This window comes from Acinetobacter sp. L-24, assembly GCF_056857555.1.
Genome location: NZ_JBSXNI010000044.1, coordinates 355,580 through 367,041, shown reverse-complemented (window position 1 = coordinate 367,041; position 11,462 = coordinate 355,580). Strand labels below are relative to the sequence as shown.

Here is an 11,462-nt window from a genome sequence, read left to right as displayed (position 1 = left end):
CGGAAATTTATCTTTAACCTTTTAGGTGTTCTCCCGTGGCAATCCATGAAATCCGTCATCCACTCATTCGACATAAGCTTGGTTTACTCCGTCGTGCAGATATCAGTACCAAGAATTTCCGTGAGTTAGCTCAAGAAGTGACCATGCTTCTAACTTATGAAGCAACTAAAGACCTGCCAATGGTTGAACATGACATTGATGGCTGGAATGGTGCTGTTACAGTTGACCGTATTGCGGGTAAAAAAATCACGGTTGTGCCAATTCTACGTGCCGGTATTGGCATGCTCGACGGTTTCCTGAACCTGATTCCAAGTGCAAAAGTATCGGTACTTGGTTTAGAGCGTGATGAAGAAACTCTGGAAGCACGTACCTATTATAAAAAACTGGTTCCAGACGTACAAAACCGTATCGCGATGATCATTGATCCAATGTTGGCGACAGGTTCTTCTTTAGTGGCTGCAATTGATGTACTGAAAGCCAGCGGCTGTAAAGACATTCGTGTGATGGTTCTGGTTGCTGCACCAGAAGGCATTAAGCGCGTAGAAGCTACGCATCCGGATGTCGTGATTTTTACGGCTTCTATCGATAATGGTTTAAATGAAAATGGTTATATCGTTCCAGGTCTTGGCGATGCTGGCGATAAAATCTTTGGTTCAGTTCAAAAAGACTAATTTTTGAATATGATGAAAAAAGGGGCTACTACAGCCTCTTTTTTATATAATGTAGACAGGGCATTTTCAGGATAGGACAATAGCATGAAAGATGAATTGTATCAGGGCAAAATCAAACAGTATGATCCTGCCAAAGGTTTCGGTTTTATTGGCTGCGCTGAGGGAGATGTATTCTTCCATATTTCAGACTTCCCTGCGGCAGAAGGCGAGCCAAAACGTAATGAACGCGTGAAATTTAATGTTGTTGAAAATGGCGATAAGTACAAAGCGATCAAGATTGAACGTGTCGAAGACAACTCAAAGAAAGCTAAAAAAACCAAAGTGGCAACACACAATAAATCAATTACATCGGCATTGTTAAATAACTTCCGTGGTTAATGGATTATTCTCATAATTAATCTTTTTTAATCACATTTAAAAAGAGGCTTTCGAGCCTCTTTTTTTATAGCACCACCGCTTACATATTTAAAGAGACAGATAACACATAAAAAATCCACCGAACAGCAACAATGCTGAACATTTCCTTGGGCTTAGAATACAAATTAAATGAAGTCTATAGAGAAAAGTGTCATGTTTAGGGATGGAAAAATTAAAACTTACGATTCCGAACGTGGTATGGGTACTTTGGATTTGATAGGAGAAGCTCAAGATTTAAGTTTCAAGTTACAGGATTTACCTTCGCCTGAAATTGAGCCACAAATTGGAGATCGGCTTAAATTTAGAATCATTCCCCAACAAGGCAGCATGACATTAGACAACATGGTACGTCTAGATATTAAAGTGCAGGATGAATTTGTGCCAGAAGTCGTCGCCTTGCAATCCTTGGCACCCACAGTCGCTGTTCCTGTACGTAATTCACTTTTCTTTAGTCCGACCCTTTGGTTGGCAATGGCATCAGCTGTTGGGTTTATGATTTTTGGTGAAGTATAAATAAAAAAGAAATTTTAATTTTTTACTTTTAACTAGGGATCTATTCTTCCGCTATAAGATGCACATCTAGTTTTTGTGTTTCTGCTTTAGAGAATTTTACAAAAGATTTTCATTCTCTTTTTGATTACAATGATAAAAAATATTAAAGATAAGAGCGAATTATGTTTCAAGAGGGGAAAATCAAAACCTATAATGAAGATCGTGGTTTTGGTTTTATTCAGATCGAAGGGCAATCCAAAGATTTATTTTTCCATGTCAAAGACTTTCCCAATAAAAATATTCCGCCAAAAATGGGGGAAAAATTAAAGTTTTTGATTGTGGAAGATAATGGAAAGTTTAAGGCAAACCATATTGTTCGCTTGGATATTAAGCAAGAAGTTCCTGTTACACAAAACAATGATCTACATAGAGATATTGAAACCAGAGCTTCTCTACGTTATGAAAAGAAAAAATCATCAACTACATCAAAAATAATCACACTATCAGGACTGGTGATTATGGTGATTCTTGCTGTTCTTGTTTATAACAAATACCAAAGCTACCAAATTCGAAAACAGCAAAAGCTGGAAAGACTGATGGTAGAGCAGCAACGAATTGTCGCTGAGCAACGAGCAGCGCAAGGTGATCTACCTATGCAAGGATTATCTGAGCAGGGCAGGAAGAACCTGGAAAATCGCGGCACTGAGTTAAGAAGCCAAAGTAACCCCGTTAATCCGAAAACTTCAGAAACGGCTGCACCATCTGTATCTCAATTTAAATGCGATGGTCGAGAACACTGTAGTCAGATGGGTTCTTATGAGGAAGCATTATTTTTCATTCGTAACTGTCCAAATACTAAAATGGATGGTGACGGCGATGGGATACCATGTGAAAGTCAGTTTTGATGAATCCTAAAAAAGCACCTGAAGGTGCTTCTAATATTTTAGCTTTCACAAAAATTCATAAAGGCTCTCAGACCTGGACCCTGATATTTCTGGCGATGTACCAGCATGAACAGCGGACGAGTCAGCGACCAGAATGGTGTATCCAGAATTACCAGTTGACCTTTTTCACGTAAAGGCTCAATCGCAAGTTTGGAAATGCAGGACATACCAATTCCGCCCGCTACAATTTTTAAAATCGCTTCATTATGACCGAGTGTTAGACGGATATTGGCATCTGGTACATCTTTCAAGATGGCATTGTCAAACACCTCACGGGTACCTGAACCTTCTTCACGCAAAATCCATTCTACAGATTTGAAATCTTCAGCGGTTAGTTCACGGTTCAATTGCGCAAGAGGGTGGTCTGGCGCACAGCACACAGCCAGCTCATCATCACGCCAATGGATACATTGGAGCTGTGGCAAATGACATGAACCTTCAATTAAGGCAAGATCCAGCTGGAACTGATTCACCGCTTCAATCATTTGACGGGTATTACCGACTTGAAGCTGTAAATGTGCTTGCGGCTTGATTTTCAAGAAATCGGCCATCAGGTCAGGAATCAGGTAATCTGAAATCGTCAGGGTTGCACCCAAACGTAAATCGATACTTTGAAGCTCACCTTTAGCGACTTGTTCAAAAGATTCACAACGACCTAAAATTTCCAGGGCTTGAGGGAGAAGAAAGCGCCCTAGGTCATTTAGCTGTAAACGTTTGCCTAGACGGTCAAATAGTGGAGCACCCAGACCATCTTCCAGATCTGCTAAAGCCATACTAGCCGCACTTTGTGTAAGCTTGACGGCATCGCTAGCCTTCGTTACGGTACCCTCTTGTGCCACTGCTACAAAAACAGCCAATTGGCGTAAAGTCATGCGCATGAGTAGAGCCTTAACATTTAAAAAATATTAATAAATTATGTTGCCATGCTACCATGAGCATAGTCTTTCATGCCACGTTGAAATCATGTCAATTGAAAAATTTACCCGAGAAAAAGTTTTATCTGTACACCGTTGGACCAATACATTATTTAGTTTTACGATGACACGCCCAGCACATTTCAAATTCACGGCAGGGCAGTTTGCGCGTATTGGTTTACAAGTGGGGGATGAACTGGTGGTTCGTGCCTATTCGGTAGTGTCATCTCCTTTTGATGAAACTCTGGAGTTTTTCTCGATTGTCGTTCCAGAAGGTAAATTTACTTCCAATTTACAGCACCTCAAAGTCGGGGATGTGCTGCATCTGGAAAAAATTCCTTATGGTTATCTGACTCTGGCACGTTATCAATTGCCTTTGCCTAAAGACTTGTGGTTACTGGGTACCGGCACAGGGCTGGCACCGTTTATTTGTATGTTGCAAGACTTTGAAACCTGGAGCAAATACGAAAAAATCAATCTGGTTTATAGTGTGCGCACCCGGGCAGAACTCGCTTATGTAGACCGGATTCAGGAAATCGCCGAGACCTTTGGTGAAGGACATACCGGTTTTAAGTTTATCCCGATTATTACCCGTGAGCCTGATGCACCTTTGCACGACCGTTTACCGATTTTGATTGCCAATGGTGAGCTGGAAAAGGCAGCAGGTATCGCGTTTAATCCGGAAACGACGCATGTCATGCTTTGTGGTAACCCGGATATGGTCGATGATACCAAAGAAGCTTTAAAAGCCCGTGGCCTGACCATGAACCGCCGTGGTGAAGGCAATATTGCAGTCGAGAATTACTGGTAAGGTTGAAGGATTTATGAGCAAAACCCCCTGCTTGAAGGCAATGCGGTTCCTTTAACAGGAGCGGCATTGTGATCTAAGGGATAACGGTTTTTTAACATTTTGACTCTCCGAAGCCTTGTAGGCCTCTCTAAAACAAACTACCTATCCCTGTCTAAGTTCCGACAGCCCAGCCGGATAATGCTCTTGTCCCCAGTGCTGATCGGTCTGGTGAAATAGCCACTCCACAGAATCTGCACCAAGATGTTTACGTGTATTGGTTAGACTAATGCGCGTCAGCAAGTCATAAGAGGCTAACCACTGAGTGCAAATATTGAGTCTTCTTGCTGCTTCATGGATGAGGACATCACGGAAAATCGCCATTCCAAGAACCAGCCAAAGTACCTGATCCGCAGGCAAGCACCGCCTGCGAATAGTCGCGGGACTGCTCAACCTAAGTGTGGACTTGACCCACTCAACGGGGATATTGTGAATAAAAGTACTCAGATTCGAGAGCTTAAACAGATTGTTAAGATCTAAAATATCCTGCTGAAATACCATAAAAAAATCCGATGCCAAACCTGACATCGGATTCTCTAATGAATTCCAAAATGATTCAAATGCTTAAGTAAACAGCATTGCCCATTGCGGAGGTTTTTTCGATTCAAGCTTAATGCACAAACATATCCATTGATTCACGGATTTCCTGAATGGCGGTTTCGACATCGGGACTGAGCCAGGTCGGTTCAAAAAATCCGGCATAGTGCTCAATACGGTCTGCAGGCACCACCAGGCGCACTGGACAGTCTTCTTCCAGTAAACGCCACGGAATAATCGGCACTTCATTATCCAACCATGCCGTTACATCTCGAATATCGATAATCATCGCATTGACACAGTCCGGAAAAGGCATCACGGAAAATTCTTCGGTACGACGGCGGAAATATTCCAGATCCTGCCAGCGCAGCAGGAAGCTTGGCTTGCTGAATTCAATAATTCCAATCAGATGCTGATCACGGCTGTAGTGCAGCATGCATTGATGTGTGACGTCAGTATCAAGATCAAGCGATACACTTTGTTGACGATACGCCATATAACTCGGGTGTATAAATGAGAAGGTGGATAATTATAACGCATTTCATCGCTGAAAGGCAGCGTCTCAACTGTCTTCACTAAAGCCTGCGGAACTGGTATGGCTTATGCATATTTTCAGGGAACAACGATAAAAACAACGAGGTTGCTATGTCAGAGTCAAAAAGTGTGATTGATACCAGTGTGACTGAAACAGCAGTACAAGAAGATTATTTTGCCTTGCGCCAGCTCAAGAAAGGCGCCGTAGGTTGGCTGCTTCTCGTCGGTCTGGGGGTCGCGTATGTGATTTCCGGTGACTTCGCTGGCTGGAATTTTGGTTTGGCACAGGGGGGGGGAGGCATGTTTATTGCGACCATTGTGGTGGCATTGCGTGGACCAGCAGACCGTGGAAGCGCGTGCCTACGCCGTGGCGCGTAAGTTTAATCCCTTGCTGGTCAATACTGTGGTCGGCTTTATCGGACCGGAATATCTGTATAACGGCAAGCAGATTATCCGGGCCGGGCTGGAAGATCATTTCTGTGGCAAGCTGCTCGGTGTGCCAATGGGTTGCGATATCTGCTATACCAATCATGCCGATGCCGATCAGGATGATATGGATGTACTGTTGACCTTACTCGCCAATGCCGGACTGCATTTTATCATGGGTATTCCCGGTTCGGATGATGTGATGCTGAATTATCAGACGACCTCCTTTCATGATGCGCTCTACATCCGGCAATTACTGGGATTAAAAGCAGCCCCCGAATTTGACCACTGGCTGGAGCAGCAGGGAATTTTGGCGCAACAGTCCAATCAGCTGCACTGGCCGACAGAGTTGCCGAAGCAATTTTCACGTCTAATCCTGTCTTGAGGAAGTACTATGAAACTGATTGCCGATGTGAAATTTGAGCCTCAATTACAGGATAATCCCTGGCAGAAATTAAAAGCCTTTACTGATGCACGGATTGCCTTAGGCCGAACAGGGGGTAGTTTGCCGACTCGACCAAGTCTGGAATTTCAACTGGCGCATGCCCAGGCCAAAGATGCCGTACTGAAGCCACTTGATGTTGAATCTTTAAAAGCTGGTTTGAGTAAAACAGGACTACCCATTCTGGAAATTGACAGTCAGGCGGTAGAGAAAGATCTTTATCTTAAACGTCCCGATCTCGGACGTGTGCTTTCACAACAATCCAAAACGATGTTGCAGCAATACCGGGCCGAACATCAGCAACATTGGGATGTAGCCATTGTGCTGGGAGATGGGCTGTCGGCACGTGCCATTGAGGAAAATAGCCTGCATTTTATTCCGGCTTTAATTGAGGCGTGCAAGCAACAAGGCTGGCAAGTTGCTCCTTTAGTGATTGCCCGTGGCAGTCGTGTGGCACTGGGCGATGAAGTGGCAGAAATTTTACAGGCGAAAATGCTGGTCATGCTGATTGGCGAGCGGCCGGGTTTGAGCTCACCGAACAGTATGGGAATTTACTACACTTATAATGCTTTTAAAGGCTGTCATGATGCCTTGCGCAACTGTATTTCCAATGTCCGTCCTGCGGGCTTGGCCTATCCACTTGCCATCCAGCGACTGGTGGCATTGATGCGTAAATCCTGTGAGTTACAGCTCTCAGGGGTGCAGTTGAAAGATGAACACCAAACCCCAGTCGACATGCAACATAGCCCGGCCAAACGGCTATTTTAAAGCAGCATCCAGCAGAGAACTCTGATGGATTAGTGACTTACATCCCGTCACCATCTCACCATGTTTTGTCACAGAAGCCCTATTCACAGCTTGTTATTCTAAAAATCTACTTATGAATAACAAAGAGTGAGGATGGTTATGGTCGATGATTTCAATAAAAAACCACCTTTAAATCATCAGGCAGACGTGACGCAGAAAAAGCGTATCCCTGTTTATATCTTGATTTTGGTCGGTATTTTTTTACTCGCACTACTGTTCTATATGTTTGCTGACATGAATCCAGATGCGAATGATGCTCCTGCAGGACATCCAAATCCGAATGTACAGCCTGCTACCCCAAATAATTCAACTCCAGTCGGTGAGCCTACACAAGGCACCGCCACCATGAATGATGGAACGGAAGCTACAGCAACCGTGGGTGATGGCACAGAAGCAACAGCAACTGCGACTGATGGACAGGCGACTCAATAACTGAAAATACCTGAAAAGCTCTAGTGAACCACTGGGGCTTTTTTGCAATGGATGGTGATGTTTTAAGGTAGTGCCATCTACCTGGCTTGAGTCTGAAAACATCAAATCTAGTATGAATCCGGAAGAAAAAGGGGCTGATTGTTTCAGGGAGATGCCCCTGATTTCAGATAAATAGCTTAATAACAAAGAGGGTAGAACAACATGAATGATTATATGAGAAGCCCGCGTGGTGGCTTCGATGCCATGTACTATTGGGATCAGTTCCATCCCATTCTTAGTGCAATTGCCATATTAGTAATTGGCTGGATCATTGCGTTACTGGTCTCGGCAGGCGTTAAAAAGCTCTTGCAAAAACTGGGCACCAATACACATTTAAATACGGCGACAGGTCATCACTCCAATGTGGAGAGTATTATCGCCCGCGTCGTGTTCTGGATTATTCTGATTATTGCCGTGATTGGTGCGCTGAACGTGCTCAATCTTACCAGTGTCAGCGGTCCATTCAGTAATATGATCCAGCAGTTCCTGTTATTTATCCCACAGTTACTAGGTGCAATTGCAGTCGGATTCATAGGTTGGATTGTGGCCAATCTGGTGAAGATAGGGCTACAAAAACTGCTAGACCGAACGCAACTCGATGAAAAACTCAGTGCTGAAGTCGGTGTCAGTCCGATTAGTAAAAACATCAGTGAAATTGCTTACTGGTTAATTTTATTGCTGTTCTTGCCAATCGTGCTGTCTATTCTGGGTCTCAACGGTCTGCTGTTACCAGTTCAGAATATGCTGACCGATGTTGTTAGTTACTTACCAAACATCTTCATTGCTGCAGTCATCATTTTTGTCGGTTATATCCTGGCGAAAATTGTGCGCGGTATTGTTGAAGGACTATTAAACAGTCTGAACGTACAGCAACATGCTGAAAAAGTAGGCATCTTCAAAAACTCGAATGTTTCTCAGGTGATTGGTTCATTTATCTTCGCCGTGGTGATCATTACGGCACTGATCATTGCATTTGAAGCATTGGGTATAGAGGCTATTTCTCAGCCTGCTACAGCCATGCTATATGAAATCATGAATGCCATTCCGAATATCATCGCTGCTGCGTTGATTCTGATTCTGGCTTATGTGGTGTCTAAACTGGTAGCACGTCTGGTGGTTGAAGTAGTTGCTGGTACAGGTGTTGATGAAATTCCTGCCAAACTGGATATCCAGCGTTTTTTAGGCACGACTAAACTTTCCAGTGTAGTCGGTTTCCTGATCGTTTTATTCACCATGCTATTTGCGGTATCTGAAGCAGCGAACCGTCTTGGCTTTGAACAAATCAGTGGCCTGATTGCGATGTTCATCTACTTCGGTGCCAACATCCTGCTTGGTGCGGTGATTCTGGTAATCGGTTTCTGGCTGGCGAATATTGTTGCGAATATCGTACAACGTGGTGAATATAACAGCTCACGCTGGTTAGCCAATCTGGTTCGTGTTCTGATCATGGGACTCGTTGTGGCAATGGGTCTGCGTGCCATGGGTATTGCCGATTCAATTGTTAACTTGGCATTTGGTCTAACTTTGGGTGCTGTAGCAGTGGCATTTGCCTTGGCATTTGGTTTGGGTGGTCGTCAACCTGCGGAGCGTGTACTCACAGATTTGATTGATAAAGCCAAACGAGAAGCTAAAGAACCCAATCCAGTCAAAGAAAAAGCTGAGAACAGCATATTTTCTGGATTAGGTAGCAAGACCACAGGTACAAGTGCAGCCGACATGTCAGGTACTACAGGTGCGGCGATGGGTATGAGTTCTACAGATAGCTCAATGAGCCACTCCTCTGGTGGTTCGCAAACTGCTACAGATACTAGCGATTCTTCAATCACAACTCTAGGAGCAGGCATCGTGCCAAATCAGGATTCAGACAAGAGTACGCCTATGAGTACGGATTTATCCCATACTACCCCGGCAATCCTTACCACTGCACCACAGGATGATGAGTCATTAGGTATTGATCCTGTCAATCCGGATGCGGATCAGGCCGTACCAGATTCAGTAAAAGTCGATCCGACTCATCCACCAGCCAATAATCCATTTGGTTCAACCGGAGAAAAAGAGCCAGATGTCGATATTGACCGTTCAACTCAGAAAAAAGATGACCTGAAATAACCTGTTATCTTTAAGCAAAATCGACCACGCTCATGTGGTCGATTTTGTTCAGTCATAAGGAAAAATGAATGAATACCAAGAAACCTAACAAAGTTCTGGCTCCTTTAGTCATTGCAGGAATTACGATTGGCTTTTTTACCGCTGCCTATCGATTTATTTTTGTGAAGAGTAAACAGGAAGAGCAGTCTGAGCGAGAGCTAGATAAGAAAATACCAGAGACAGACGAATTTAACTGAGAAGTCAATCCTGCTCAGTCACTAGTAATAGAATTTATTTTTTAAAAAATATAGAATATTCAAGTAAATACTAAAATGATTTTGGTATTTTTCTTGCATTAAAAATATAAAGAAAAGGAGATCAACAATATGTGGAAAGTATTGCAACATAAATTCATGGCATCTTCAGCAGATAACGTACCGCTATGTCTGCGAGAAGCGCAGAAAATGCAGCTGACGATTGACCGTTTAACAAATACGGCCAATCTCAACCTGTTTAAAACAGATTATCTGGAATGAGTTAAGTAGCAATCCAGATCATCTATTGATTAAATATATTCCGATGCGGCATGCGCAGATGACCATGCCCATTGGAAATTATAGCCGCCCAAATGTCCGGTAACATCCAGCACTTCACCAATAAAATACAAGCCTTTCTGCTTTTTACTTTCCATGGTTTTTGAGGATACTTCCGTGGTGTCTACACCACCCAAAGTCACCTCCGCTGTACGGTAGCCTTCAGTTCCTGAAGGTTTCACTTCAAAGCCATGCAGACGTGCCGCAATCTGTTCCAGCTTGTCATCACTGATATTGCCAATGGCAGTTTCAGCGCTTTCAGTCCAGATTATACTTTGTAATTCAGCCACCACACTTTTCGGTAAATATTCATTGAGTAGTGTACGTAACAAGACTTTGGGCTGGCTTTGTTTTTTGGATTTGAAGAAATCCAACAGATCAACACTTGGAAGAAAATCTACCTTAAAGCTCTGCCCGACATTCCAGTAGTTGGAAAGTTGCAGGGAACTTGGCCCACTTAAACCGCGATGGGTAAATAGTAGCGCTTCGGTAAAGCTATTAAGCTCATTCGAGAGTGTTGCTTCTACGGCATTGCCGCTTAAGCGCGTGGTGACTTCTTTAAATCCGTCAGAGAAGGTAAATGGAACCAGTCCGGCACGGGTTGGATAGACGTGATGTCCAAACTGTTTTGCAATCTCATAGCCAATGCCTGAACCGCCAAGCGTAGGAATCGATAAACCACCGGATGCCACGACGACAGATTCAACTTCAAAGTATCCCAGTGAGGTTGCCACCTGAAAACCTTGATCATCGACTGGATTGACTGCTTTCACTTCGCAGCTGGTTTTGATATCGACCAGACCGGTTTTGTCACATTCCGCCAGCAGCATCGACAAGATATCTTTTGCACCATTTAAGGTAAACAGCTGTCCATGTTTGCGCTCTTCATAGGCAATACCGTATTCACATACCAAGCCGATAAAGTCCCAGTTGGTATAACGCGTTAAAGCTGAAATCACAAAATGTGGATTGTGTGAAATGTAATTGATCGGTTCGACTTCCAGATTGGTGAAATTACATTTACCACCGCCAGACATCAGGATTTTTTTGCCAACCTTATTGGCTTTTTCCACTACCACGACTTTACGCCCACGTTGCGCAGCCATATACGCCGTCATTAAACCTGAGGCACCGGCACCTATGACTAGAACATCGTATTGCTTGGAAGACATCACACACTCAAGGGAGAAGAAAAGGGAAGCATTATAGACAATTTTATTTCAGCTTTCTCTATTCCAGAAAAATCAGTTCCGTGATTGCAGATTCACAGTGGATTTTA

13 protein-coding genes and 3 pseudogenes are annotated in these 11,462 nt (G+C 43.6%); 12 read left to right on the top strand and 4 right to left on the bottom strand.

The window, feature by feature from the left end; all coding sequences use genetic code 11:
• Positions 1 to 35: 35 nt before the first annotated feature.
• From upp to AC13CK_RS13345, 4 genes are all read left to right on the top strand, one after another.
• Positions 36 to 671 carry a uracil phosphoribosyltransferase gene (gene upp / locus AC13CK_RS13360; protein ID WP_004280765.1) on the top strand — a complete coding sequence of 212 codons (636 nt, stop codon included), beginning with the start codon at positions 36 to 38 and terminating at the stop codon, positions 669 to 671.
• An 84-nt stretch (positions 672 to 755) separates the two neighbouring features.
• Positions 756 to 1,049 carry a cold shock domain-containing protein gene (locus tag AC13CK_RS13355; protein ID WP_004732065.1) on the top strand — a complete coding sequence of 98 codons (294 nt, stop codon included), beginning with the start codon at positions 756 to 758 and terminating at the stop codon, positions 1,047 to 1,049.
• A 192-nt stretch (positions 1,050 to 1,241) separates the two neighbouring features.
• Positions 1,242 to 1,601: a hypothetical protein gene (locus AC13CK_RS13350; protein ID WP_482831257.1), complete on the top strand. Its 360-nt coding sequence runs from the start codon at positions 1,242 to 1,244 to the stop codon at positions 1,599 to 1,601.
• 161 nt (positions 1,602 to 1,762) lie between these two features.
• Positions 1,763 to 2,485 carry a cold shock domain-containing protein gene (locus tag AC13CK_RS13345; RefSeq protein WP_425878692.1) on the top strand — a complete coding sequence of 241 codons (723 nt, stop codon included), beginning with the start codon at positions 1,763 to 1,765 and terminating at the stop codon, positions 2,483 to 2,485.
• A 38-nt stretch (positions 2,486 to 2,523) separates the two neighbouring features.
• On the opposite strand, the gene gigC is transcribed toward AC13CK_RS13345, so the two are convergent.
• The gene (gene gigC, locus AC13CK_RS13340) at positions 2,524 to 3,402 is read right to left on the bottom strand and encodes a LysR family transcriptional regulator GigC (protein ID WP_004280761.1); all 879 of its coding nucleotides are present in this window, start codon (positions 3,400 to 3,402) and stop codon (positions 2,524 to 2,526) included.
• Positions 3,403 to 3,487: 85 nt separating this feature from the next.
• Between gigC and AC13CK_RS13335 the strand changes: the two genes are divergently transcribed.
• Positions 3,488 to 4,249 (top strand): ferredoxin--NADP reductase, encoded by a 762-nt coding sequence (locus AC13CK_RS13335; RefSeq protein ID WP_180180497.1) that lies wholly within the window; start codon positions 3,488 to 3,490, stop codon positions 4,247 to 4,249.
• Positions 4,250 to 4,423: 174 nt separating this feature from the next.
• Here the strand turns inward: AC13CK_RS13335 and AC13CK_RS13330 are convergent.
• Together AC13CK_RS13330 and AC13CK_RS13325 are read right to left on the bottom strand one after the other, a co-directional pair.
• A pseudogene (locus AC13CK_RS13330) lies at positions 4,424 to 4,786 on the bottom strand (transposase domain-containing protein); the annotation flags it as partial.
• 109 nt (positions 4,787 to 4,895) lie between these two features.
• Entirely contained in the window at positions 4,896 to 5,318 is a 423-nt protein-coding gene (locus AC13CK_RS13325) for a hypothetical protein (RefSeq protein ID WP_005247880.1), read from the bottom strand.
• A 149-nt stretch (positions 5,319 to 5,467) separates the two neighbouring features.
• Between AC13CK_RS13325 and AC13CK_RS13320 the strand changes: the two are divergent.
• From AC13CK_RS13320 to AC13CK_RS13290, 7 genes and pseudogenes are all read left to right on the top strand, one after another.
• Positions 5,468 to 5,683: pseudogene (locus AC13CK_RS13320) on the top strand (ethanolamine permease); the annotation flags it as partial.
• Positions 5,682 to 6,167 (top strand): annotated as a pseudogene (gene eutB / locus AC13CK_RS13315) (ethanolamine ammonia-lyase subunit EutB); the annotation flags it as partial. The pseudogenes AC13CK_RS13320 and eutB, both read left to right, overlap by 2 nt.
• A 9-nt stretch (positions 6,168 to 6,176) precedes the next feature.
• Positions 6,177 to 6,992: an ethanolamine ammonia-lyase subunit EutC gene (gene eutC / locus AC13CK_RS13310; RefSeq protein ID WP_312585418.1), complete on the top strand. Its 816-nt coding sequence runs from the start codon at positions 6,177 to 6,179 to the stop codon at positions 6,990 to 6,992.
• 138 nt (positions 6,993 to 7,130) lie between these two features.
• Positions 7,131 to 7,463 (top strand): hypothetical protein, encoded by a 333-nt coding sequence (locus tag AC13CK_RS13305; protein ID WP_005106219.1) that lies wholly within the window; start codon positions 7,131 to 7,133, stop codon positions 7,461 to 7,463.
• A 201-nt stretch (positions 7,464 to 7,664) separates the two neighbouring features.
• Positions 7,665 to 9,611, top strand: a complete 1,947-nt coding sequence (locus tag AC13CK_RS13300; RefSeq protein ID WP_482831256.1) for a mechanosensitive ion channel — start codon at positions 7,665 to 7,667, stop codon at positions 9,609 to 9,611.
• A 68-nt stretch (positions 9,612 to 9,679) separates the two neighbouring features.
• Positions 9,680 to 9,847: a hypothetical protein gene (locus tag AC13CK_RS13295; RefSeq protein WP_443612388.1), complete on the top strand. Its 168-nt coding sequence runs from the start codon at positions 9,680 to 9,682 to the stop codon at positions 9,845 to 9,847.
• 129 nt (positions 9,848 to 9,976) lie between these two features.
• On the top strand, positions 9,977 to 10,126 hold the full coding sequence (locus AC13CK_RS13290) for a hypothetical protein (RefSeq protein WP_004280747.1): 150 nt from the start codon (positions 9,977 to 9,979) through the stop codon (positions 10,124 to 10,126).
• Between the two features lie 29 nt (positions 10,127 to 10,155).
• Here the strand turns inward: AC13CK_RS13290 and AC13CK_RS13285 are convergent, their stop codons facing one another.
• A complete protein-coding gene (locus tag AC13CK_RS13285; RefSeq protein WP_482831255.1) occupies positions 10,156 to 11,355 on the bottom strand; it encodes a BaiN/RdsA family NAD(P)/FAD-dependent oxidoreductase in 1,200 nt (399 codons plus the stop codon).
• Positions 11,356 to 11,462: the final 107 nt, after the last annotated feature.

Coding starts and splice junctions, on each gene's coding strand:
- AC13CK_RS13355 (WP_004732065.1), top strand. CDS start 756: ATGAAAGATGAATTGTATCAGGGCAAAATCAAACAGTATGATCCTGCC.
- AC13CK_RS13350 (WP_482831257.1), top strand. CDS start 1,242: ATGTTTAGGGATGGAAAAATTAAAACTTACGATTCCGAACGTGGTATG.
- AC13CK_RS13345 (WP_425878692.1), top strand. CDS start 1,763: ATGTTTCAAGAGGGGAAAATCAAAACCTATAATGAAGATCGTGGTTTT.
- gigC (WP_004280761.1), bottom strand. CDS start 3,402: ATGCGCATGACTTTACGCCAATTGGCTGTTTTTGTAGCAGTGGCACAA.
- AC13CK_RS13335 (WP_180180497.1), top strand. CDS start 3,488: ATGTCAATTGAAAAATTTACCCGAGAAAAAGTTTTATCTGTACACCGT.
- AC13CK_RS13325 (WP_005247880.1), bottom strand. CDS start 5,318: ATGGCGTATCGTCAACAAAGTGTATCGCTTGATCTTGATACTGACGTC.
- eutC (WP_312585418.1), top strand. CDS start 6,177: ATGAAACTGATTGCCGATGTGAAATTTGAGCCTCAATTACAGGATAAT.
- AC13CK_RS13305 (WP_005106219.1), top strand. CDS start 7,131: ATGGTCGATGATTTCAATAAAAAACCACCTTTAAATCATCAGGCAGAC.
- AC13CK_RS13300 (WP_482831256.1), top strand. CDS start 7,665: ATGAATGATTATATGAGAAGCCCGCGTGGTGGCTTCGATGCCATGTAC.
- AC13CK_RS13295 (WP_443612388.1), top strand. CDS start 9,680: ATGAATACCAAGAAACCTAACAAAGTTCTGGCTCCTTTAGTCATTGCA.
- AC13CK_RS13290 (WP_004280747.1), top strand. CDS start 9,977: ATGTGGAAAGTATTGCAACATAAATTCATGGCATCTTCAGCAGATAAC.
- AC13CK_RS13285 (WP_482831255.1), bottom strand. CDS start 11,355: ATGTCTTCCAAGCAATACGATGTTCTAGTCATAGGTGCCGGTGCCTCA.